18 protein-coding genes and 1 pseudogene are annotated in these 22,960 nt (G+C 65.6%); 11 read left to right on the top strand and 8 right to left on the bottom strand.

Annotated features, from left to right (window positions below; all coding sequences use genetic code 11):
* The first annotated feature begins 165 nt into the window (after nt 1-165).
* Together SK803_RS25875 and SK803_RS25880 are read left to right on the top strand one after the other, a co-directional pair.
* Nucleotides 166-672: a hypothetical protein gene (locus SK803_RS25875; protein ID WP_319968690.1), complete on the top strand. Its 507-nt coding sequence runs from the start codon at nt 166-168 to the stop codon at nt 670-672.
* Entirely contained in the window at nt 672-1,475 is an 804-nt protein-coding gene (locus tag SK803_RS25880) for an alkaline phosphatase D family protein (protein ID WP_319968691.1), read from the top strand. Before SK803_RS25875 ends, SK803_RS25880 begins: the two co-directional genes overlap by 1 nt.
* Before the next feature lie 79 nt (nt 1,476-1,554).
* On the opposite strand, the gene SK803_RS25885 is transcribed toward SK803_RS25880, so the two are convergent.
* Nucleotides 1,555-2,139, bottom strand: a complete 585-nt coding sequence (locus SK803_RS25885) for a hypothetical protein (RefSeq protein WP_319968692.1) — start codon at nt 2,137-2,139, stop codon at nt 1,555-1,557.
* A gap of 311 nt (nt 2,140-2,450) precedes the next feature.
* Complete coding sequence (locus SK803_RS25890; protein WP_319968693.1) at nt 2,451-2,927, bottom strand: Imm1 family immunity protein; 477 nt, start codon at nt 2,925-2,927, stop codon at nt 2,451-2,453.
* Nucleotides 2,928-3,159: 232 nt separating this feature from the next.
* On the opposite strand from SK803_RS25890, the gene SK803_RS25895 reads away from it, so the two are divergent.
* The 4 genes from SK803_RS25895 to SK803_RS25910 all read left to right on the top strand — a co-directional run bounded on the left by SK803_RS25895 (nt 3,160) and on the right by SK803_RS25910 (nt 8,055).
* Nucleotides 3,160-4,644 (top strand): hypothetical protein, encoded by a 1,485-nt coding sequence (locus SK803_RS25895; protein WP_319968694.1) that lies wholly within the window; start codon nt 3,160-3,162, stop codon nt 4,642-4,644.
* A gap of 404 nt (nt 4,645-5,048) precedes the next feature.
* The gene (locus tag SK803_RS25900; protein ID WP_319968695.1) at nt 5,049-5,393 is read left to right on the top strand and encodes a WhiB family transcriptional regulator; all 345 of its coding nucleotides are present in this window, start codon (nt 5,049-5,051) and stop codon (nt 5,391-5,393) included.
* Complete coding sequence (locus SK803_RS25905; protein ID WP_319968696.1) at nt 5,390-5,725, top strand: hypothetical protein; 336 nt, start codon at nt 5,390-5,392, stop codon at nt 5,723-5,725. Before SK803_RS25900 ends, SK803_RS25905 begins: the two co-directional genes overlap by 4 nt.
* On the top strand, nt 5,722-8,055 hold the full coding sequence (locus SK803_RS25910; protein WP_319968697.1) for an FtsK/SpoIIIE domain-containing protein: 2,334 nt from the start codon (nt 5,722-5,724) through the stop codon (nt 8,053-8,055). Before SK803_RS25905 ends, SK803_RS25910 begins: the two co-directional genes overlap by 4 nt.
* A gap of 247 nt (nt 8,056-8,302) precedes the next feature.
* Here the strand turns inward: SK803_RS25910 and SK803_RS25915 are convergent, their stop codons facing one another.
* Nucleotides 8,303-9,940, bottom strand: a complete 1,638-nt coding sequence (locus SK803_RS25915) for a recombinase family protein (RefSeq protein ID WP_319968698.1) — start codon at nt 9,938-9,940, stop codon at nt 8,303-8,305.
* Nucleotides 9,941-9,999: 59 nt separating this feature from the next.
* On the opposite strand from SK803_RS25915, the pseudogene SK803_RS25920 reads away from it, so the two are divergent.
* A pseudogene (locus tag SK803_RS25920) lies at nt 10,000-10,812 on the top strand (alkaline phosphatase D family protein); the annotation flags it as partial.
* Nucleotides 10,813-10,917: 105 nt separating this feature from the next.
* Here SK803_RS25920 and SK803_RS25925 read toward each other — a convergent pair.
* Nucleotides 10,918-14,061 carry a S8 family peptidase gene (locus SK803_RS25925; protein ID WP_319968699.1) on the bottom strand — a complete coding sequence of 1,048 codons (3,144 nt, stop codon included), beginning with the start codon at nt 14,059-14,061 and terminating at the stop codon, nt 10,918-10,920.
* Between the two features lie 267 nt (nt 14,062-14,328).
* Between SK803_RS25925 and SK803_RS25930 the strand changes: the two genes are divergently transcribed.
* The 3 genes from SK803_RS25930 (at nt 14,329) to SK803_RS25940 (ending at nt 17,816) form a co-directional block, all read left to right on the top strand.
* Nucleotides 14,329-15,834, top strand: a complete 1,506-nt coding sequence (locus SK803_RS25930; protein WP_319968700.1) for a M48 family metalloprotease — start codon at nt 14,329-14,331, stop codon at nt 15,832-15,834.
* Between the two features lie 21 nt (nt 15,835-15,855).
* Nucleotides 15,856-16,956 carry a DUF4034 domain-containing protein gene (locus SK803_RS25935; RefSeq protein ID WP_319968701.1) on the top strand — a complete coding sequence of 367 codons (1,101 nt, stop codon included), beginning with the start codon at nt 15,856-15,858 and terminating at the stop codon, nt 16,954-16,956.
* A 446-nt stretch (nt 16,957-17,402) separates the two neighbouring features.
* On the top strand, nt 17,403-17,816 hold the full coding sequence (locus SK803_RS25940; protein WP_319968702.1) for a hypothetical protein: 414 nt from the start codon (nt 17,403-17,405) through the stop codon (nt 17,814-17,816).
* Here SK803_RS25940 and SK803_RS25945 read toward each other — a convergent pair.
* The 3 genes from SK803_RS25945 to SK803_RS25955 all read right to left on the bottom strand — a co-directional run bounded on the left by SK803_RS25945 (nt 17,813) and on the right by SK803_RS25955 (nt 20,964).
* On the bottom strand, nt 17,813-18,472 hold the full coding sequence (locus SK803_RS25945) for a hypothetical protein (RefSeq protein WP_319968703.1): 660 nt from the start codon (nt 18,470-18,472) through the stop codon (nt 17,813-17,815). The two genes, SK803_RS25940 and SK803_RS25945, sit on opposite strands and share 4 nt — an antisense overlap.
* An 85-nt stretch (nt 18,473-18,557) precedes the next feature.
* On the bottom strand, nt 18,558-19,832 hold the full coding sequence (locus SK803_RS25950; RefSeq protein WP_319968704.1) for a DNA polymerase IV: 1,275 nt from the start codon (nt 19,830-19,832) through the stop codon (nt 18,558-18,560).
* 34 nt (nt 19,833-19,866) lie between these two features.
* A complete protein-coding gene (locus SK803_RS25955) occupies nt 19,867-20,964 on the bottom strand; it encodes an amidohydrolase family protein (RefSeq protein ID WP_319968705.1) in 1,098 nt (365 codons plus the stop codon).
* A gap of 12 nt (nt 20,965-20,976) precedes the next feature.
* Between SK803_RS25955 and SK803_RS25960 the strand changes: the two genes are divergently transcribed.
* Nucleotides 20,977-22,287 carry a type I glutamate--ammonia ligase gene (locus SK803_RS25960; protein WP_319968706.1) on the top strand — a complete coding sequence of 437 codons (1,311 nt, stop codon included), beginning with the start codon at nt 20,977-20,979 and terminating at the stop codon, nt 22,285-22,287.
* On the opposite strand, the gene SK803_RS25965 is transcribed toward SK803_RS25960, so the two are convergent.
* The gene (locus SK803_RS25965; protein WP_319968836.1) at nt 22,268-22,780 is read right to left on the bottom strand and encodes a sigma-70 family RNA polymerase sigma factor; all 513 of its coding nucleotides are present in this window, start codon (nt 22,778-22,780) and stop codon (nt 22,268-22,270) included. The genes SK803_RS25960 and SK803_RS25965 overlap by 20 nt on opposite strands.
* Nucleotides 22,781-22,960 lie beyond the last annotated feature (180 nt).

The raw sequence follows: 22,960 nt of genomic DNA on the forward strand, positions 1-22,960 counted from the left end.
ACTACCCAGTCGGCCTTCTCATACGGTCGGTTCTGTCACCATCATCCTCCTGGGGCAGTGGTGAGGCCCTCGTGAGGCACTTTCACGAGCCTTGTGGCCTGCCGTTCACATCTCGTTGGGCCGGGTGATCCGTCCGGGACAGCCCCGCTTGCTCGGATCAGTCCCATGACCGAACTCATCGTCAACGGCGACGCCGAGCAGGGCCTGACCGGCTGGCTCACCGTCGCGGGCGCCCCCGTCGTGCTGCGGTACGACACGGGGCAGGGGTATCCGGGGCCCGGTGATCCCGGACCGGCACAGCGCGGTGCCTCGTTCTTCGGCGGCGGCGACACGCCCCTGAGCACCCTGCGACAGAGCGTGACGCTGCCGCGGCGCGCGTCTCAGTTCGCGGTGTCCGCCTGGCTCGGCGGCTACGCCTCGCAGCAGGACGGCGCCCGGCTCTCCGTCGAGTTCCTCGACGCGGCCGGCACCCCGCGCGGCCTCGTCGTGCTCGGGCCGCTCACCGCGGAGGAACGCACGAGCCGCACCGGCCTGTTCGAACGAACCGCGCGCGGCACGGTGCCACCTGGCAGCCGGACCGCTGTCGTCACGCTGCAGATGACCCGATCCGGCGGTGGTACGTCGAACGACGGCTACGCGGACAACATCTCGTTCACGGTGGAGGGTCGCTGATGTTGAACCGACGTGATCTGCTGCGCGCCGCGGCCGCTGCCGGTGCCCTGGGCACCGTGTGGCCGTTGTCCGCCGGGCTGTCTCCCGCCGAGGCCCACGCGGCCGCTCTCGATCTCGGCGCGTCGTGGGATCCGGCGCCGTTCACCCTGGGCGTCGGATCCGGGGACCCGTTGCCGGACAGCGTGATCCTCTGGACGCGGCTGGCCCCGGAGCCGTTGGCGTTCGAGCAGCGCCTGTCCGAGATCGTCGAGGTCGAGTGGTCCATCGCCCTGGACCGCACGATGCGGTCGCGGGTGGCGTGCGGGACGGTCGCGGCCTCGAACCTGTTGGGGCACAGCGTGCACGTGCCCGTTCACGGTCTCCGTCCCGGTCGCACCTACTACTACCAGTTCTCGGCGCTCGGCAAGCGCAGTCGCGTCGGTCGCACGCGCACGGCTCCGGTCGGCGATGTCTCGAAGGTGCGCTTCGCAACGGCCAACTGCCAGGCGTTCCACGACGGCTTCTACGCGGCCCATCGTGGAATCGCGCGCGAGAACCTCGATTTCGTCGTGCACCTCGGCGACTACATCTACGAACACGGGCAGGTCGGCGGCACGCACGTGCGTGATCACGAGGGCCCCGCCGTGCTGTCTCTTGCGGACTATCGACGCCGCCACGCCCTGTACAAGGGCGACCCGTCGTTGCGCGACGCACACGCCGCGCACCCGTTCTTCCTGACGTGGGACGACTACCAAGTCTGTCAGCCAATAACACTCTATCAGGGCACCACGAGGCCGCCGTTGACAGAGCGCGTGGCTTGCTGAAAGCCTTGTGCCACAACGACTTAGCGGTCCTCGGCTCTGCGATCACAGCGGCTCACTGAGCGCTCTACCTCCGTCAGGCTCAAAGCAGCTCCCGCGCGTGAGCCTTTGCCTTTGAGTTCAGCCGATACTCATACACCGGCAGTCCAGGCTTGCTCGGATCCGTCAATCTGCGCAGAACGTATCCGTTCTCGAAGAGCTCCACCATGTGCTTTCGGACGGTGCCTACCGCGCAGTGCCGGATGCGTTTGTTGAGGCTTTTTACCGTGAACCACTGCTCCGGGTCATCGCAGACGATAGCCAGTTCGTTCCTGAGCTTTTCTGTTCCTCTCAGCAGCGGGGTGAATTTCCGCTGCTCAACCTTGGGCGACTTCTTGGCCAGGAACGCAAGAACGGGATCCTTGGCGCCTTTCGCAAGTTGCCAACGATCGGATTCGTAAGAAACCTTTCTCGGTAGCATCCTTACAATTCCGCACCTGCGAAGCGCGCGAAGCGCATACCATGTTGAAGCAAAGTTCCGCCTAGGTCCTCCACCTGCGACAATTTGAGAAGTTGTCAACGCGCCCGGAACTTCAGTAAGCCGTTGAAGGATATGTACCTTCAGCGCAATTCCCTGAGGATGAAGGCTGGCCAGCGCGAACCCAACTTGATCGCTCATCTGCGTCACTTACGACTCATCATTCCGCTGCCGAAGGGTCCGTTCTCGCAACCTAGTAAGTAGCTCGTCACGCTCCTCATTAGTCAGAGATAGCCACTTCTCGGCCACCGTATGTGCCGTCACTCCCTCACTTGTAATCTCATACTGTCGAGGGATCGGTTCGTTTGCCACGCTAGATGTTCCTTCGATTCCTGCGGCGAGTGGACATGCGCCTCCACCAGTCGAAGATGTCACCAATGATCCATGTCCATGTGCCGACCGCAACTATGCCGAAAATCACGGTTATTGTTGTCATTAGGCACCTCTGGGAAAGAATTTCACTAGTCGGAGCCGTAAGGCTCGTACGGGCGCCATTGAATACAAGCCGGGCGTTTGCACGTCCCCAGCCATTCGGACAACGCAGAGCGCGCGTCATCTATTGAGATCAATGCCGTGCGCGGAAACACCATGCCTGTAGTTCCATTAAAGATCAGGTCAACCTCCGGAAGTGGCCGTCTCGGGTTGTACGAGTTCGCAATGGCCATTTCCGGATCGTCGTGATCCGTGTAGTTCAGGGCCGCAAGCCCTAAGGACGGTCGGACGCTTATTCGCAATTGATGGTTGGGCTGCGGCCCTTCCTTAGTGCTGCGAAACTCGACATCCCCAATCGACATGGTCGTTTCCCACTTGGCATGGTCCGTTCGCAATACCTCGTCAATCAGTTGTTCGGACTGCTCCAGTCCATGCGTGACGCGCGCAATTCCAGTGGTGAGTACAGCTGTCACAATCATGCGATTCCGCACAATTTCAGGCGCCACCTTCGATAAGTAGAGGCACGCGCGATCGGATGCCTTTCCCGTATAGCGTTGAACTCGGCGCGAGGCAATGTCTATACCTGGATCTGCATGGCCCATGCAGATCCAGGTATAACGCCTGGTAGCCGTCGAGCCAGCATCGGTTGGCGTAACCCCATGGTGTCCTCTTCGGCTCGTATGTACGCTCGTCAGAGGCAGCGCATCCGCCGCAGACGCTGACGGGGGAAGACACGAGATGACGGCACTTGTTCCACCAGGCGGTAACCACGAGGATGGCCGCCGCTGTCAGGGTTGCAACGACACCCTTGCTGCGGCCAACTCAGCGAATCTCTGCGCGCGCTGCCACAGGGATCAACGTGATCAGCTTCGGACCCCACCCTCACAGCTACGGCATGAGTTCTTTGAGACCGATGAGTTTCGCGCGGCATTTGCAGAGCAGCACATCGGCCATGTTTTCAAGGCGTACCGAAACCACCCACGTCACCTGACACTTTTTGGCCGGTCGCTTACGCAAGAGCTGCTTGCACGGTGGTTGAACCTGAATCAGTCGAAGCTCAGCCGGATCGAGAACGGGCCTGCTGAGGAGAATCTCTTCTGGCTACGGAACTGGGCACGAACCCTTCATCTTCCGCAGCATCTTCTGTGGTTCGACCTTCCTGGACAAAGCCGATTCACAGCGCCTAACGCGTCCAGTCAAAACAACACGGGAAGCCAGGTACCGATCGACCCAGAGGCGCACAATCGTATTTTGGTCGCAAACACCGGCATGGACACTGCGGAACTAGTGCAACGCGTCCGCGCCTCAGCGATCGATCAACCTACGATTGACGCGTTGAGCATCACAGTCGAGCAGATGTGTTGCGATTACTCCCATGCTGACGCACGAGAGCTGATGACCAAAGGTCAAGCTTGGCTGAAAAAGGTTACCGAGCTACTTGGAAAACAGCTCACGCTTCCACAGCATCGCGAAGTCCTACACAACGCGGGCCTACTGGCGCTACTGGTTGGCTGTTTGGAATACGACCTTGGGGACCAGACGGCAGCTCAGGCAACACGTAAAATGGCCTTGGAGCTGGGAACCGAATCTGGCGACTCCTCAATCGTCGGCTGGGCACACGAGATGTTGGCTTGGTTCAATTTGACAGCGGGGAACTACAAGGCAGTAATCCCTCTCGCACAAGCGGGCATTATCGCCGCTCCATCCCAGTCAGTCGCCGTACAGCTCTACGGGCAGCAAGCCAAAGCTTACGCGCGAATGGGTATGGCGGACGAGGTTTACGAAGCATTGCAGCGCGGCAGTGAGCTACTCGGCGAGTTGCCTTACCCAGAACGACCCGAAAACCACTTTGTGGTTGATCCTGACAAGTTCGACTTTTACGCGATGGACACATACCGGATCGTTGGGCACGATGACCTTGCCAAGCGGAACGCCGAGGAAGTAATCCGGCGCAGCGTGAGTCCGGACGGTTTCGTTGTTTCGCCCATGCGCAGTACAGAGGCACAACTGACTTTGGCCGTCGTCGCAGCGCGAGCGGGCGACATTGAAGAGGCCGCAGCGATGGGCGTAGAAGCCTTGCAGCACGGCCGCCAGAGTCGCCCTTCTCTGCTCATGGTGGCGTCCGAGTTGGACCACGAACTGAGCACGTACGGCGCACGCGCGGGCGCAGACTTCCGCGACCTGTTCAAGGTCGTAAAGAACTCCAAAACCGGCACCGAGTGACGCCCGCTTGATCAACATGTCCGTGGTGAATATCCGGGCACTGCCGTATTCAATCTCGGAATATCGCCCCGAGACACACCGCTTCTGACCAGGCATATGCTGTCTCAGCATATCGCTATCTAGATCTCGATATAGAGTTCATCGCTGCGTTCCTGCGTACTTGATGCAGCGGCCCGCAAATCCGCGAGCCGCAACATCAAGCAAAGGAACACAATCATGAATTTCTCGCGTTCTGAGTTGTTGTCAATTGAGCAAGTGGCGTGGCTGACCGGTGGCGATGTTGCCAGCGTGTGCCGCGCGATCCGTGTCGGCTTGCTGCCCGTGGTGTGGCGGCGTGACCAGGTGCGAATTCCGGCACGTGCGTTGGCACACCTGGCCGTCCGCCCGGTGGGCGGTGACCACCGATGAACGAGAGCTTCGAGTGGGTCGCCGCAGAGCTTGACGAGTTGGCCGAGCTGGCAGATGACGAGTTGGCGCACACGGTCCGGAACACGGGCCTGTGCGGATGGTTGTCCACCAGTGGCGACTATCCCGAGTGGACTGGAGAGTTCCGGTCGGATCGGGAGTTGGCAGCGCGAGTGTGCGCGGCCTGCCCGGTACAGCGTGAGTGCCTGGAATGGGAGTTCCGCACCCGTGGTCACGCGACGTCGAGCGTGTGGGGTCCCCTGCCAGAGGACGCGCGCCGCGCGGTGTACGAGTGCTGGGAGGAACGCCGCGACGGCGGCACCGTGGCGGGTGAGCGGCCATGACCGGGATCGAGTTGTCCCCTCCGCTCATGCTGGCCGGGCTGGTCGCCGTCCTCGTGCTCTGGGTCGCGTGGCGGCTGTCAGTCAGGAGGGCGCGTAAGGCGGCCCAGGTGGCCCGTGGCGGCGTACGGCTGCTGTCACTGACTGGTCGGGTCCTTGTCGGCGCAGCGCTTATCTCGGGCGTTCAGTGGTTGGCGCTCACGCACCCGAGCGCGTCGGGGTGGGTGAAACTGGCCGCTCTGATGGTGCCTGCGATGTTCGCGTCATGGGTCTTCGTCCGGGCGCTGACAGTTGTCTCCGTTGAAGATCATATTGGGGGTCGGCGCCGGCGATGACCCACCAAGATGATCATGAGAAGCAGGGCGGCGCACTCGTCCGTCAAGTCCTAGATGGAGAGTTCGTCTCCGACGAAGAAACCGTTGCTCCACAACAGAAATCTCTGCCCATGATCAAGACCGCGGTGAGGTCCCTTGCGGATCTTGACGGGGTGGTCCGGGCGCGGTCGGTGATCGCGTATCGGGCACGCAACGCGCCGCGTGATGTCGCACGCCTGCTGTGGTTCCTCACCCGGGGGAGCGGGCGCTGGATTGCCAGAGGTTGGCGTTGGGCGTCGTACGCGGACCTCCGTGCCGACGCACGGGCGGCACGGATGACCGGGGACGTGCAAGCGCGGCGGACTGCTCAGGAGTTGATCAGGTCCGACGCACGGGCACGGTGGGCCAAGTTGGGGATCTTCCTCCGGAGGATGCTTGTCGGCGCGGCGGCCGTGACGGCGTTGCTGGTCCTCCTGGCGCTCGTGGACGCCGTTCTGGACCGCTCGGCTATGCCGGGGTGGCTCCAGGCCGTCTACGCCGTCAGGGGCGCTCTGACGGCCGCTGTGTCGGCGGCGTGGCCCTGGGTGCCGCCGTTGACCGTGGCGTGGCTGGTCGGTGCGGCAGTGTGGGAGGGCCGTGACCGCACGCCGGGTGCGGGATGGCTGACAAGGCCCGACCGCGACGATTCCGGTTCCTGGGTGGACGAAAGGATGATCACCAGGGCGCTTGCGCACCTCGGAATCGCACCGCTGAACTCGTTTCTCAAGGGTGGCGGTGAACTCGTCTACACGGTTGCGGCGCGAAAAGACGGCGACGGAACCCAGGCGCAAATCCGCCTACCTCTCGGAGTCACGGCGGAGATGGTGTCCGATCGCCGCAAAGTGTTGGCGGCCAACCTGGGGCGCGCGTCATTGGAGACGTGGCCCACCACTGGCGAGGAAGATGGAGTTCTGGATCTGTGGGTTGCCGACAAGGGCACGCTTTCCGGTGGTGCGGGTGAATGGCCGCTGTTGCATGACGGGACCGTCGATGTGTTCGAGGGTGTTCCGTTCGGTCTGACACAACGCGGAGTGGTAATCAACGCGCCGCTGATCGGAAGTAACTGGCTGGTCGGTGGCCGACCGGGCCAAGGGAAGACAAACCTTCTCCGAGTGCTCATGGTCGGAGCGGCACTCGATCCGACCGCCGAACTATGGGCGTTCGTCATGGGCGAAAGCCCAGACTTCGAACCACTGGCGCCGCGACTCCGCCGCTACCGAATGGGAATGGATGACTCGGTAGCCGCTGATGCCGTTCAAGCTCTCGAAGACCTTCTCAATGAGATGGAGCGACGGGGCCGTGTCCTCGGGGAACAACCAGGCCGACCGCCGAAGGTATCCCGCAGACTGGCCGACAATCACCGACTGGGCCTACACCCGATCATCCTGTCGATCGACGAATGTCACGAACTCTTCCAACACCCGAAGCACGGAAAGCGAGCGGCAGAACTCGCCGTCAAGCTGATCAAGCGAGGCCGCAAGTACGCAATCATTCTCCTGCTGGCCACCCAGTCCCCGACAAAGGACAGCATTCCCAAGGAGATCACCCGGAACGTGTCGTGCGGCACGGCGTTCGCCGTGGCGGACCACATCGCCAATGACGGACTGTTGGGGTCTGGAAGATACCGAGCAGGTGTGCGGGCAACCGAACTGAAGATGCACACCGACCGGGGAACCTGCGTAGCGGTTGGCGTGACACACAACTCCTTTGAACTCGTCCGCACGTTCTATCTGCCGTTCGAAGACGGCATTGATGAGGTCACCCCCGTCATTGCCCGCGCCATTGCAAACATGGAAAACCTACCCCTAACGGCTGGCTGGACCCTGAAAGAAATAGAGAATCCCGCACCAGTCGACCACCTGAACGACCTCCGTTCAGTAATCGAAGGAGAGCCCCGTGTCCGCACTCAAACTGTTCTTGCACGACTCGTTGCACTCAATCCCAAGGAGTATGAACCGTGGACCGCGCGCGACCTTCGCGCCGCACTTCTCGGATTCGGAATTCAACCGCGTAAGTCTGATGGCGCGATGGTCGTTCGGTTCGAGGACGTTGCCGACGCGATCGCCCGTCGGAGACTCGAAAGTGATGGCGCTCAGACCACAGTGGACGGAAGGGAGACGTCAGGGAGTCAGGGATCTTTCCCTAGCCCCTCCCTGGACCTAGCTCCCTCTGCCAGCCAGCACGAACACCCGCCAGGGAGGACGACCAGCCCGCACGAGAGCACCCCGACAACGGGCCCGATTCCACGGTCGAGCGGGCAGGCTAGCGACTCCCTCCCTGAGCGAGGGGAGGCAGGGCCGGACAGTGGCTGACAGGACGGGCCATGCGTCCACTGAGGACAGTTTTACGGCGACATTCACGCCGGGTCCAGATGGAGAGCTTTGGGTCTCCGTTGACGGCACTGATATTCAACAGCTGGCCGCCAGGATCAGCGCAGTGTGCAATGCACTGATCCCGAAACAGCGATCAAAAGTAGTGAACTACCACGCTGATCTGAAATAATAGAGAGCCCCTCCGCCATGCGCGGAGGGGCTCTCTATCATCCAAGTGATCGAGTTTCTACTCCACTTCGTTTCCTGACTCCGTAGACCCGATCTTTGTCCAGTCGAACATATCGGTGATGTCTACCGTCTTGCCAGTGTGGCCGATCCGGTCGCGCCATTCAATAAGTTCCGGCATTGCTTCCTGCCAGCCGTCCGGCAAATTCCAGCGAGCCGTCCAGGTGCCGTCGTGTCGTTTCTGCACCGCGAACTCAAAGCCCAATTCGATCCACTTGAGGCGCCGGTCTTCTGGTGACATTCCCTCTAGCGCTTGCTGCCAATTTTGATCGGTTGGGACCCACTGCACACCCCCCGGATCGACTGGGAGCGCCCTCAGCGTGTCGATATCGGCCAGAATCTTGTCACCGTCGGCCAAGATCCGGCGCCTATCTTCCGACGACTTGGCCCGAGCAACCCCGGACATCAGCTTGGCGTGTTCCCGTTCCAGCTTCACAATTTCGTTCGCATGGTTGGTTGGCGGCAGAACAACCCGTTTCCGAACCGGGACCATTGCAAAGATCGTGTAGAAGGCTTGTTCGGCCAGTGGCTCGATGTCTTCCGCGCGCATCATCGGACCGTGCGCGCGTGACGGACAGTGCCAGTAGTTGTACACATACTCCACGGTTTTGCCGCTTTTGCGGGTTCGTTTAGCCGTGTTGGACTGGTGCCACAGAGGATCCAGACATTCCGAGCACACAAAGACACCGGAGAACGCATGAGGCTGATTGCTGCCTCGCGTACTCGGTCGCGCCTTTTCCTCCAATCGCGCGATAATTTCCGCCTGCTCGGCAGGCTCAAAGATCCCAAGCTCCACAAGTTCTAGATCTTTCAGCATGCGACTAACCACGGTCGGCTGCCATTTATACCCCTTCAGTTCAACCGTCGCAGGGTCTTCTCCTCGCCGCTCCGCCGCTAGCTGCAATTGCCTGTCCCTTGGGGTCACAACCCCGTTTGTGTTCAACCAGTCGCACATCTTGGTGACCCCCTGCCCTTCCCGCGCCATCTTGGAAAGAGTGTGAAGAATCCTGACCGCGTACGGGTCAAGTCCAAGAATCCAACCGCCCTTAGGCAACTCAACGGGCATGGTGCCGTAGTTGTGGCCTTCCCCTGCCCATCGTCCCGCCTCTTTGAGGGCTGCTTTCGACGAACGGAACCGTTCCTTCATTCGTTCGCGTTCCATACGGGCAAACGCAGCAATCAACGTGATCAGGAACTCGGACATTGAATTGCTGGAGTCGATACCTTCACCAATGCTGACCAACCGCTTGCCCCGTGCCCGTAGCCAGTGCAGCAAGTTGAGCGCATCCACGACGTTTCGGACCAACCGGTCCAGCTTGGTGACAATCAACGTCTTCCACGGCTTCGGTGGCGCATCGGACAGCCAGACCTTGAGCCCGTCCCGCTTGTGGGGCTCCAAGTCACCAGAAACGTGCAAGTCCCTTACAGACTCGACGATCGGAATGTCATAAGCGTTCGCCCATCGACGCGTATCCCGTGTCTGCACCTCATCCGAGGTGCTTTCGTCTGAGAAGTGCGATTGCCGGATGTAGCACAGTGCGGCATCGTCGTCCGATGTGAACGCGACGATCGGGTGCTGATCGCGCTCACTCGCCTGCTTCTTGTACTGGCGGCGTTTCCGGGGCGTCGGTGCGCTCATGGTCGGCATCCTCGCTGGTAGGGGCCATATCAAGTGTACTTGGTTGACACACTTGGTGGGACCACGAGGTTGCGAACGACTACAGCGGCACGGACGGCTCGGCGCCGTTCGTGAAGCGTCGCGCGGCGGCCTACCAGGCCTGGTACGAACACCTGCCGATCCGCGCGGGGTCGGCGCTGGAGCCGCAGATCTACCGGCGGCGGCAGTGGGGCTCGCTGCTCGACCTCACCGTGCTGGATCTCCGGCAGTACCGGTCCGCGCAGAATCTTCCTGGCGGCACGATTTTGGGCGCTGGGCAGAAACAGTGGCTGCTGGACGGGATCTCGGGCGCCCGCGAGGCCTGGCAGGTGTGGATCAACTCGATCATGCTGTCGCAGCTCGCCCGCACCGGCGGTGGCTACTACTTCACCGACCAGTGGGACGGATTTCTGGCCGAACGGCGCGAGGTGCTCGGGCACGTGGCCGCTTCGGAGATGAAGGACCTCGTCGTGCTGACCGGGGACTGGCACTCGGCGTTCGTCGACGACATCCGGCCGGACTTCGACGACCTGTCGTCACCCGTGATCGGCACGGAGTTCACGGCGCACTCGGTCACCTCGGGGGCGTACTCGCCGGAGTGGAACGCGGTGAACGGGCCGGTGATGGGCGCGGCGAACCCGCACCTGAAGTACTTCGAGGGCAACAGGTACGGGTACGACGTGTACGAGGTGACGCCACAGCGGTTCACCACGCACATGAAGGTGATCGGCGACCGCCGTGACGCTGCTTCGCCGGTTTCGACGCTGACGACGTTCCACGTCGATCGCGGGAAGGCCGGGAGTTACGAGGATCCGGAGACGGTGGGCTCGCCCGCGCAGTACCGGCGTCCGTGAGAAGTGTCAGACCCGCTGAGCAAGCTCGAATTCGGGGGTTCCCAGGCCCTGTGAGGCCGGAGTGCGGAGCCCCCGAATCCGATGCTACTCAGCGGGTCTGACAGTTCAGCTGGCGATCTTGTAGGCGCGGATGATCGTCACCTCACCCGTGTTGCCCGCCGCGTCCGTGGTCTTGGCACGCAGCGAAGCGAACTTCGCGTCCTTCGGGTGATGCACGATCGCCTTGTCCCCGGCCACCTGTACCTGCTTCCAGGTCTTGCCGTCGTCGAACGACACCTCGACTGCGACGCGCTTGACCTTCGGCGTGTTCTCCGCCTGTTCGACCTTCAGCGGGACGAGCAGCACACGGCCGTGTGCGGTGTCCTTGTCGTCGAGCTTGGGCTGGAAGCGGACCACCGTGAGCGGCAGGCGCGTGATGTCGGTCGTGTGCTTGGCCTTGAAGGTCCAGGCCCCGCTGACCTTCGTCGACAGCTCGGCGTCGCGACTGTGCTCCATCTCGGCCCGGTACGAGCCTTCAGCCGCCGGCACGTCGAAAATCGCCGCCTGCTGGGGGAACTCGCCGAGCTTGGTGCCGTTGTGGAACAACGAGGTCTTCGCCGTTCCGGTGCCGACCCGGCCCTCGCCACCGTTGCTGTCGGTGAAGAGCGGGACCCTGACGGCGATCTGGTCTTCGAGCCTCGCGATGCCGAAGCCCGGCGCCGACGGGACGGACGGGCCGAGGACGGCCTTCCCGAACGTCTGCGAGTACTTCCTGCCGCCCTTGAAGGAACCGGGCGGGGTCTCCGCGGAGTACTCGTTGACGTTGCCGGGAGCGACGCGGTCGTAGATCCAGCTCCACTTGCCACCCGTGGTCGACACCAGGTCGACGGCTCGGCCGTTGTCGGGCACCACGGTGAACCAGGCGAAGCCGCCGCTGCCGTCGGTCGGATGCGGCATCGCCGCGACGCCGTGGCGATAGCCCTCGCCTCCCGGACGGAAGCTGCTCGTCATCTCGGCGAGCTCGTTCGTCTTGGCGGTGCGCTCGAAGCCGGTCGGCATGCCCTTCTCGGTGTACATCAGGCGGTAGCTGACCGGGGTCTTCTCGTCGCGAGGTGTGCCCTGGAACTGCTCGGCGAACGTCGTCGTGAAGCCCGGCGCGTCCGGTCCGATCTGGGCGGTGGACACGTGGCCCGCCAGGCCCTCGAAGAACGCCCAGCCGGAGCCGTACGCCTCGCCCGCCACCTGCGTGGTGTACGAGATCGTGCCGATCATGCCCTTGGCTGCCGCGTCCGGCGTCTTCAGCGCGACCGGTTTGGCCTTGCGCGCGTCGACCGTGATCGAGGTCTTGCCGCCCACCACGAACCTGGGCTGCACCTGGAACACGACCTTGTGGTCCGGCGTGATCACGGCGCTGTCGACGATGTACTCGCCCTTGGGCAGCCGGACGTTCTTGGCAGAGGCCGAGTAGCCCTTGCCGGTCTTGGTGTTGACGAACACCGTGCCGTGGTTCTCGGCCGGGTTGCCGTCGACGCCCAGCACCGAGACGCCGACGTCGTAGCTCTCGACCTCTCGGTTGACGCTGACCAGCGTGCGCAGGCCGTTCGACGCGACGATCGCACCGCTGTAGGCGCCGTCGGCCACGTTCACCTTGGTGTCAGCGGTGATCGTCGCCTTGGCCTCACCTCCGGCGGGGACGGTGACCTTCGCCGGGGACACCGTGAACAGACCGGCGGGCGAGGGCTTGCCGTCCGGTCCGGTGATGTCCGCGGTCAGGTCGAGCGTCACGGGCTCCTTGCCCGGATTGCGGTAGGTGACCTCGCGGACGACCTTCTGATCGTCGTCGTGCGGCCACTGCTGAACGCCGAAGTTGATGTTGCTCGGCTCCGCGATCACCTGCTGCGCCAGCATCTTCGGCACGTCGACGCGGCCGGTGCCCTGGTCGAACGGCTTCAGCGCCGGATTTGCCTTGGCCGACGCCATGATCGTCGCCTTGAGCCGTGTGCCGGTCCAGTCCGGGTGCTGCTGCTTGAGCAGCGCGACGACGCCCGCGACGTGCGGGGTGGCCATCGACGTGCCGGACATCGCGACGTGGCCCTGCGTTCCGGCCTCGGCCGCCACGATGTCGACGCCGGGCGCGGTCACGTCCGGCTTCACCGCACCGTCCGCGGCGGGGCCACGGCTGGAGAACGGCGCGATGCCGTCGTTGCGGTCCACGGCACCCACGGTCAGCGCGGACTCCGCGCTGCCCGGTGAGCCGATCGTCTCCGGCCGCCCCGAGTTGCCCGCCGCGATCACGAACAGCGCGCCGGTCTGGCCGGAGATCCGGTTGACCGCCTCCTCGATCGGGTCGATGTCAGGGGTGTCCCCGCCGCCCAGGCTCATGTTGATGACGTGCGCGCCCTGCTCGGCCGCCCACTGCATGCCGCCGAGGATCGCCGACTCGGTGCAGCCGCCCGGCTGGCAGACCTTGCCGTCGAGGATCTCCGCGTCCGGCGCGACCCCGCGGTACTTGTCGCCCTTGCTGGCGATCGTCGACGCGACGTGCGTGCCGTGGCCGACCTCGTCGGTGTTGTCCGGCGAGTCGGTGAAGTTCTTCTCGGCGACCTGCTTGCCCCGCAGGTCCGGGTGCTTCTCGTCGACGCCCGTGTCGAGCACGGCGACCTTCACGCCCTTGCCGGTGACACCGGCCTGCCATGCTTCTGGCGCGCCGATCTGCTTGGTGCTGCGGTCGAGCGTCACCTTGCGGACGCCGTCGAGCCACACCTTCTCGACCGCGCCGGACCGCAGCGACTCCCAGGCGCTGCCCGACTTCTCGACCGAGCCGGTCACCAGGTCGGCCACGGATCCCTTGGCGCTCAACGCGGTGATGCCCGATCGTGCGCCCGCCGCCGGCCGCACGATCACCGGCACCGAGTCGCGCCGCGCGTCGTCGTAGCCGAACTCGACCAGCGACGTCACGTCGAACAGCCTCGGATCCAGCTTCCCTTGGGACACCAGCACAACCGCGTCCGCGGGCACGACGTGCTGATGCCCGTTCCGCGTGAACGTGCGCACGGCGAGCTTGCCCCGCCCCGGACCCGGCACGTACCGCACGACGCGGTTGCCGACCAGGTCCACCCGGTCACCGGTGATCAGCGTGACGCTCTGGTCACGTTGCCCCGGCGCCGATTCCTCCGCATGCGCGACGGCAGCCGTTGTCGTGGTGACAAGGCCTGCCGACAGCGCGAGCGCGGTGATCCCCCGACGGGCACCTCGCTGTCCTGCTCTCACTGGTTACCTCCAGTGTTCGATGAGGTGTTGCCTCAGTGACCGTAGAGACACCGAGCGTCACCCCACCTCCATCTGAAGGCCGGAGGTGGTGCCGGGGATGTCATCCCGCAGAGGTACGCGGAGTGGCCGATCGACCGGTTGACACGAGCCGCGCTGGGTTTCGCGACAGCCGCTGTTTCGGGATTGAGTCGTGACCGTCCTTTCGTGCACACTGCGTGCTGCCGCCATCTGCGGCACTGGGGGCTTTGGGGGAAGGTCGCTTTACTCATGCGTGTTTCGTTGCGTGCTGCCATCGCTGTCGCGCTTCTCGTCGGTTTCTACGTGCTCGCCTTCGGGTTGATCGGCGGACTCCTCGCGCTGGAGACGTACGCCCTGATCGAACGGCCGTTCGTCGGCCTGAAGCTGGCACTGTTCGTCGTGCCAGTGGTGTTCGCGCTGGTCAAGGGCCTGATCTCGCTGGAACGCCGCGCGCAGGACGAGGTGCCCGGCACCCTCGTCACGCCTGCGGAACAGCCCGCGCTCTGGGACCTCGTCCACCGCCTGGCCGCCGACGTCGGCACCCGCCCGCCGGACGAGATCCGGATCCTCGCCGCGGTGAACGCCGGCGTCGCCGAGGACACCCGCTTCCTGGGCCTGCGCGTGCTGAAGCGCAGGATGTTCATCGGTGCTCCGCTGCTCACCTCCCTGACCGAGAAGCAACTCATCGCCGTGCTCGCCCACGAGCTCGGGCACTACGCCAACAAGGACACGCGCCTGGCCGGCGTCGTGGTCTCCGGCCGCAACGCCATGCTGCGCGCCGGCTCCCACATGAACGCCGAACGCTGGTTCCAGCGCATGATCGCCAAGCTGTTCCTGGGCTACGCCAAGCTGTACCTCCGTGTCTCCCAGACGATCAGCAGGCACCAGGAGTTCGCCGCCGACCGCTTCTCCGCCTCACTCGCCGGCTCGTCCGCCGCCGCCTCCGCCCTGCGCGAGCTGCCGGTGATCGACGCCGCGTGGGACCTCTTCACCAACCGCCACCTGACCGTCGCGTGGGAACTCGGCTACCTCCCCACGACGTTCTTCGACGGCTTCGCCCGCCTGCGCACCTCCTCCGAACTCCACGAGGAGCTGGAGCAGATCCGCCAGCACCCGACAGACCCCGACCGCGGCCCGTACGACTCGCACCCGCCGCTGCAGGACCGCATCGCCGCCATCGAGGCCCTGGGCCTCGAACCCGAGTCGGGCTGGGGCGACCGCCCGGCGATCGAACTGCTCACGGACCCGATGCCGTTGCTGGACGCCGCCGTGCTGAACACGCTGGTGTCCGACGCGGGCCAGAAGGAACGCGTCGACTGGGCCACGCTCGGCCACATCGGCGCCCGCGCCCGCGTGGTGCAAGGCACCCAACGGCTGTTGCAGGCAGCCGCCACTGCGACGAACCAGCCGCCGTCACTCACGACCGTCCTCGACGCACTGGACGCGGGCCACCTGGCCGACCTCGGCTCGTACACCCCCGGCGCCAGGGACGCGGGCCCGCGAGCCCGCCGCGAGATGGCCCGCGGCGAGGTGCTGCCCGAGCTGTCCGCGTTGGTGGCACTGGCCTTCTCCGACGCGGGCCTCGCTCACTGGGAACTGGACTGGCTGGGACGAACCACGTTCGTCACCTCCTCTCACGACTTCGACATGACCGACCACCTGGACGCCGCGGTCGCCGACAACGGCAGCACCGAGGGCCTGCGAGGCGTGCTCGCCACAGCCGGCGTAGCCCTCGACTACCGCCCCGCGAACTGACTTACTTCCTGGAGAAACCCCGTGGTGCTCTCACTTCTGTTCAAGCCCAAGGAACTCGTCAACGTCTTCCGCCTCATGCGCGAGGCCAAGCGCCTGGGCGTGGAAATCGACGAACTCCCCACCGACGTGGTAGCCGCCTACGTGCTGCCCAAGACCCACCCCGAGCGCTACGGCCTGGTCCCCGACACCGAGGTGACCACAACCACGCCCATCGAGGACCTGGCCCTCGCCGCCGTGAAGGACGACGTCCGCGCCGGCAACTGGGAGAACGCCGCCGACCTGGTCACCGCCACGCACGGCGACTGGGACCGCCGCCAGCGCGTGGTGTGGGCCCTGGCCGACCTCGCCGCCAAGGACGAGACCTGGATGACCGCCTGGCAGGCAGCCCGCCCGGGCGACCCGCACTGGCTGGTGGTGCACGCGATGTCACTCGTGTCCCTGGCCTGGGACATCCGCGGCAGCGCCCGCGCCTCCGAAACCACCCGCGAACAGTTCGAGGGCTTCCACCGCGTCCTCTTCGAGGCCCGCGAAGCCGCGGGCGTGGCTGCCTCCGTTCTGCCGGACGACCCGACTCCGTTGAACACCTTGCTGACCCTCGCGCGTGGCCTGCAGGTGGACCACGACGAGTTCCGCGCGATCTGGACCGAACTGGTTTCGCGGGATCCGTTGCACCACAACGGACACCAGCAGGCCCTGCAGTACTGGTGCCGCAAGTGGCACGGATCCGACGAACTCGCTCTGGAGTTCGCCCTGGAGGCCGCGGCCAAGTCTCCGAAGTTCCTGTCTTTGCCGCTGCACGCCGCCTATGAGGCGCAGAGCACCTCGCCGGACATGTGGAAGGCGCCTTCGGTGGTGGCCTCCTTGGACGCGTTGCTGGGACGGCTCGTCGACGAGGGCTCCGACACCTACGCGGTCCGGGACGACCGGGGGTACGCGGCGTTCGGGTTGATCCGGTTGGAGCGGTTCGAGGAGGCTCTGGGGCAGTTCCGGGCTTTGGGGACGCTGGCGGATGCTGGGCCTTGGGACTACTTCGAGGAGCCGCGGATCACGTTCTTGAGCTTGCGGGGGTTGGCGATCAAGGCTGTGGCGAAGGGCAAGGGAGTCAAGGCTCCGGTTCGGTAGGGAGCCCGGGATGCGGGCTTCGCGGGGCTGGGGCCCTGCGGGGCCGGGTTGGGGGCTCGGGACACGGGCTCCCCGGGGCTGGGGCCCTGCGGGGCCGGGTCGGGGGCTCGGGACGCTGGCTCTGCGGGGCTGGGGTGCGGGCTCGACGAGGTCGGGGTTCGGGGCTCGGGGCTCGGGGCTCGACGGGGTTCGGACCGCCCGGAGTGGGCCCCACGGGGTTGAGTGCCGACGAGGTTGGGGCTGCCTCCACCGGGGTTGAGGGCACCACGGGGTTGGATTGTGGGCTCCACCGGGTTCGGTTGTGGGCTCCACCGGGTTCGGTTGTGGGCTCCACGGGGTTCGGGGCTCGATGGGGTTCGGGGCTCAACGGGGTTCGGGGCTCAACGGGGTTGAGTTGCGGGCTCCGTGGAGCTGGGTTGCGGGCTTCGCGAGGTCGGGTTGCGGGCTTGGGGCTGCGGCCTAGGGGCCTGGGGACTGGCGCGGTTGCGGTGCCGGGCGCGTTGCGGCACCAGGCACGGTTGCGGCACCAGGCACGGTTGCGGCGCCAGGCACGGTTGCGGTGCCGGAGCGGTGGTGCGGCGCCAGGCGCGGTGGTGCGGTGCCGGAGCGGTGGTGCGGCGCCAGGCGCGGTGGTGCGGGGCGGGGTGTGGCTGGGTGGCGCCGCGATGGGCGGGCCGCGTGGCATTGCGTTGATGGTCGCGCTCGTGGGCGATGTGGCGACGGGTGCGCCCAAGCTCCGCGGCGCCGCCTGGATGGGTACGCCCAGGTGCGATGCCGCGATGGGCGAGCCCCGCGTGGCGATGCCGCGCCAGGTTGCGGTGAAATCGGCGTTGGTCAACGCGCGGAACGTTGTGCGCTAGCCGATTGCCAACGGCATGCGGGCCTGCGGGACGGCTGGCGGGCGGCGTTCCATCACGGACAGTTCGAGTTGGCGGGCCGGCGATTCGCCCAGGAGTTTGCGGGCGAGGGTGGTGCCCTTGCGCGGGGCGAGAGCCAACTCGGCGCGGAGGGCTGCCGCGCCTACGTAGTGGGTGACCTCGTCGAGGATGGCTTTGGTGTCGGCGATCGAGCGGGTGCGGCGGATCGCGTCCACGGCGGCGCGTTCGAGGGGGGCCACGTGGAAGCCTCGGCGGATTGCCGGTTTGGGTAGGCGGTCTGTGCGTTCCAGGTGCAGGGTTGCGTAGCCGCAGGCTTTTGAGTGACGTGGGGCCAGTACGTGGATGGCGTCGGCTGTGGGCAGGACGGATCTCATGCCGTGCAGGTAGAGGGCGTCGAAGGCGGTGAGCATGGCGCGCTCGCCCGCGTAGAGGAGGGCTGCCTGCACCAGTTGTTCGCGGGACGGGCCGGCTCGGGACAGCAGGAAGATGCTGGGGAACAGGCGTTGCCAGGGGCCGCCTGGGCGGGATCGCTGGTCGATCAGCGACGAGGACAGTCCTATGTGGATCAGGGCTGCCACCGGGGCTACGCGGTGGGCGAAGAGGGAGCCGAGGGCTTCCAGGTCGATGGGGTGGCGCATGGGTTCATCTTGGGGGAGGGAGAGCGCGGGGAACCGGGGGTGAGTGGAAGCTGTGGACAAGTCACGGGTTGTGGACAAGTCGCGATCACTCGGGCTTCGGTTCGGGCTCTACTGTCCTTTCTGGACTTTCGCGCAGCAGGGAGGCTGGGCGGACGGCTAGTGAGCCGAAGCGGGAACGGGCCTGGTCGGCGGCTTGGTCGGCTTCGCGCCAGCCGCGTTCCGGGGCGTCGAAGATCAGTTGCTGGGCGGAGTCGGCGTTGTCAAGGCCCTCTATTCGGACGCCGATCAGGCGGACCGCGCCCGGTGGGACCTGGGTGTCCAGCAGCTCGGCGGCGGTGCGGTAGACCTCTTGGGTCACGTCGGTCGACACCGGGAGGGTGCGCGAGCGGGTGATCGTGGTGAAGTCGGAGAAGCGGACCTTGATGGAGACCGTTCGGCCGCGCAAACCCTTGGCGCGCAAGGAACCCGTTGAGCGCTCGGACAGACGGAGAAGCTCACGGCGCAGCAGCGCGCGGTCGTGGTGGTCGACCTCGAAGGTTTCCTCGGCGCCGATCGACTTCTCCCGCGACGTGGGCACGACCGCGCGGTCGTCGACGCCCGAGGCCAGAGCGAAGAGGTGCTCCGCCAACGCAACGCCGATCATGCGGCGCAGCCGGGGCAGAGGAGTCCTGGCCACGTCGGCGACGGTCTCCAGGCCCAGTTCCTCAAGGCGCGCGGCGGTTTTCGCACCGACGCCCCACAGTGCGGACACCGGCAGCGGGTGAAGGAAGTCCAGGACATCAGAAGAAGGCACGACCATCATGCCGTCGGGCTTGCACATGCCCGAAGCGAGTTTCGCGAGGAACTTCGTCGGGGCCACACCGACGGAACAAGACACACCGTGATCAGCGAACACACGCGACCTGACCAGCTCACCGATGCCACCGGGCGTGAGACCCAACCGGCGAAGCGCACCGCCGACGTCCAAAAAAGCCTCGTCCAACGAGAGAGGCTCCACCAACGGCGTGATGTCGCGGAAGATCGCCATCACGCCACGCGAGACCTCCTGATAGAGGTCGAACTGCGGCGGCAGGTACACGGCGTTGGGGATCAGGCGACGCGCGTGAGCGGTAGGCATCGCGGACCGCACGCCGTACTCGCGCGCGATGTAGTTCGCGGAACACACGACGCCACGCCCACCAACGCCACCGACGACGACAGGCACGGACGCGAGCTCGGGGCGTTCGCGAATCTCCACTGACGCGTAGAAGGCGTCCATGTCGACGTGCAGCATCCGGCAACCCGTGTCGTCGGGCCACACACCATCACGCGCACGGAACCGGTCGACCAGGCCGCGTGGCAGGCTCGCACTGCGGCCCATGAACACCCCCTCGAACGTGAGTTCGAGACGAATCCTACAGTTTGTACACGCGCGCCGCGTTGTCCGACGCGATGAGCCGTGCGATCCGATGCGCGTCCTCCTCGAGGAACGCGTCACGACGCAGTCCGTCAGACAAGAACTCCGACAACGCACGACGGAACAGCAACGCGCCGAGGTAGTACAACTCGGGCAGACCGAACGCGTCGGACGAGAACAAGAACTTGCCGTAAGGCACGATCTCCAGCGCCTCCGCCAGCACCCGAGGCGCCTGATGCCCCAGCCCGTGCGTCGCCAGCCCGAGATCGCAGAACACGTGCGGGAACACCTGCGCGAGATACCCGGCCTGCCGGTGGAACGGGTAGTTGTGCAGCAACAGCACAGGCACGCCGAGAGAAGCCGTCGCGCGCAAGAACGGCGTCAACAACGACGGATCGCAACGGTGCAGATCGATGTCCGAGTCGCCGTAACCCACGTGGAACTGCAACGGCAGCCCAGCGTCCAACGCCTCCCACGCCAGCCAAGTGATCACCACCGGCGACACCAGCCGACCGGACGACCACGCCTCCACCGCGAGCACGACGTCCGAATCCACCGGCCGCGCACCCGGCAGATCAAGCCCAACCCGATACGCCGCAACGGACTTCGCCCCCACCGCCGACGAAGAAGCAAGCCGCGAACGCACGGCGTCCAAGAACTCCGACGGCGACACCGAAGGCCTCAGCTCCTCAGCCAGGTGCTCCAGCCGCACGACGTCGTGCGACACCACCCCGGCCAACGACCCGAGCTCGGCACCGGACAACAGCCGATCAGGCTGGAACCCGCCGTCCACCAGGAACGTGTGGATCCCCGACGCCATCAGGAACGTCCGCGACACCTCGGTGATGTGCAGCGAGTTCCGCCGTTCGAGGTACGCCTCAGCCGAAGCGTGCCGAGGCAGGTCCAACAGCGGTGCACACCATCGTCGCACCGCGAACCCGAGAGCCGAGTCGAAGAAAGACCCGCCCAACGGTGAGACCGCGTCGGCCTCCAGCAACAGCGACTCGAACTCCTCACGCGTGCTGTCGGTGCGCAACACACCGTGGCAGTGGTGATCAATCAACCCGAGTTCGGCGACGAACGGCAAGATGCCCATAACCTTAGGATCGTGGACTCTGCGGAACGGGACCAGCGGTTCGACCGGGCGACCGAACTCTTCGACGGGCTCAACGCGAAGAACGTGAGCGTCGTGGCGCTCACCTGGGTCGACAACAGCGGCATCACACGCACGAAGTCCGTGCCTCTGCGCAGACTGGCTCACGCGGCAGCACACGGCTTGGGCGCCTCACCGGTGTTCGACGTGTTCCTGTTCGACGACTGGATCATCCAGGGCCGGTTCGCCGGCGGACCCGTCGGCGACCTGCGACTGCACCCCGACCTCGACCGCCTCACGATCCTCGCGGGTCAGCCCGGCTGGGCCTGGGCACCCGCCGACCGCCACTTCCAGAGCGGCGTCCCCTACCCCATGGACCAGCGGCTTCAAGCTCGCAGGGCCGAGCAGAACCTGCACGACCTGGGACTGACCGCCAAGGCCGGCTTCGAGATCGAGTGGTGCGTCGGCAAGGCGGACACCGACGACTGGGTCCCCGCGACGAGCGGCTCCGCCTACGGGCACGCCCGCCAGGTCGAGCTGTCCGACTACTGCGTCGACCTCCTCAACGCGCTCGACCAGCAGGACGTCGAGGTCCTCCAGTTCCACCCCGAGTACGCCGCGGGCCAGTTCGAGGTCTCCACCGCACCTGAGGACCCGGTCGCCGCGGCGGACACCGCGGTTCTCGTGAAAGAGACCATCCGCGCTGTCACGATCCGGCACGGCATGCGGCCGTCGTTCTCCCCCAAGGTGATCAACGGCGGCGTCGGCAACGGCGGCCACCTGCACTTCAGCCTCTGGCGCGACGGCACGAACCTCTTCGACGGCTTCCAGGACGAGGCCAGGCAGTTCAGCGCGGGCGTGCTCAACCACATCCGCGCGTTGTGCGCCATCGGCTGCCCCTCTCTCGCGAGCTACCTCAGGCTCGTACCGCACACGTGGGCAGCTCCGTTCGCGGCATGGGGCGAGGAGAACCGCGAAACGGCGCTGCGCCTGATCCGGGACAACCTGGAAATCAAGTGCTTCGACCTGACCGCGAACCCGTACCTCGTCGTCGCGGGCGTGATCGCGGCCGGTCTGGACGGCATCGCGACCCGGACCGAACTACCGGAAGGCCTCAACGTCGACCCGGCGCTGCTCGACGGCATCCCGCGGCTGCCCACGTCCCTCAGGGAAGCCGTCGAGGAGTTCGAGAAGGACGCCGTGCTCACCGAGGCGTTCGGCCAGGAACTGGCGGGCACGATCGTCGACGTGCGGCGCGGCGAGATGGAGCGCTACAAGGACGCCAGCCCGCAGGGAATCGCCAACATCACTCGCTGGCGGTATTGATCTCCTTGCGCAGCCGCAGCAACGCCCGGTGCTGAGCCACCCGCACCGCACCGGGCGTGGAACCCACCGCTTCGGCGGTCTCCTCCGCCGACAACCCCACCACCACACGCAGCACAACGATCTCGCGCTGCTTCTCCGGCAACACGCGCAGAAGCGCCGCCATCCGGTCTGAGAGCTCGCCCTGCATCGCCCGCTGCTCCGGCCCTGCCGCGGTGTCCATCGACTCCGGCACCTCTGGCACGGCCTCGGAGCGGTTCCGCGAGAAGCTCCGGAACGAGTCGGCGACCTTGTGCGCCGCGATCCCGTAGACGAAGGCCAGGAACGGACGCCCCTGGTCGCGATACGAGGGCAACGAGGTCAGCACGGCCAGGCAGACCTCCTGCGCCACGTCGTCCGCCGACGCGAACGAGCCGACGCGCGCGCGGCAGTACCGGACGATCAACGGCCGGATGGTGCCGAGAAGCCGGTTGATGGCGACCGGGTCACCCGCCACAGCGCGCGCGACGTGGTCGTCAGCGGCCTCAGGGCGGCTCGAGTAGTAGGTGGGCGCAGGCGGATCAACGGGGATCTTGGGAGCATCCGCGGTCCGCTCCACCAACGAGTCGAGGGCTTCCGGCGTGACGTCGATCGACCCACCGACTGAGGAGCCCTTGAGAGCTTCCGCAGGGACCTT

Source organism: Lentzea miocenica (assembly GCF_033949945.1).
Lineage (GTDB): Bacteria > Actinomycetota > Actinomycetes > Mycobacteriales > Pseudonocardiaceae > Lentzea > Lentzea miocenica.

Coding starts and splice junctions, on each gene's coding strand:
- SK803_RS25875 (WP_319968690.1), top strand. CDS start 166: ATGACCGAACTCATCGTCAACGGCGACGCCGAGCAGGGCCTGACCGGC.
- SK803_RS25880 (WP_319968691.1), top strand. CDS start 672: ATGTTGAACCGACGTGATCTGCTGCGCGCCGCGGCCGCTGCCGGTGCC.
- SK803_RS25895 (WP_319968694.1), top strand. CDS start 3,160: ATGACGGCACTTGTTCCACCAGGCGGTAACCACGAGGATGGCCGCCGC.
- SK803_RS25900 (WP_319968695.1), top strand. CDS start 5,049: ATGAACGAGAGCTTCGAGTGGGTCGCCGCAGAGCTTGACGAGTTGGCC.
- SK803_RS25905 (WP_319968696.1), top strand. CDS start 5,390: ATGACCGGGATCGAGTTGTCCCCTCCGCTCATGCTGGCCGGGCTGGTC.
- SK803_RS25910 (WP_319968697.1), top strand. CDS start 5,722: ATGACCCACCAAGATGATCATGAGAAGCAGGGCGGCGCACTCGTCCGT.
- SK803_RS25915 (WP_319968698.1), bottom strand. CDS start 9,940: ATGAGCGCACCGACGCCCCGGAAACGCCGCCAGTACAAGAAGCAGGCG.
- SK803_RS25930 (WP_319968700.1), top strand. CDS start 14,329: ATGCGTGTTTCGTTGCGTGCTGCCATCGCTGTCGCGCTTCTCGTCGGT.
- SK803_RS25945 (WP_319968703.1), bottom strand. CDS start 18,472: ATGCGCCACCCCATCGACCTGGAAGCCCTCGGCTCCCTCTTCGCCCAC.
- SK803_RS25950 (WP_319968704.1), bottom strand. CDS start 19,832: ATGGGCCGCAGTGCGAGCCTGCCACGCGGCCTGGTCGACCGGTTCCGT.
- SK803_RS25955 (WP_319968705.1), bottom strand. CDS start 20,964: ATGGGCATCTTGCCGTTCGTCGCCGAACTCGGGTTGATTGATCACCAC.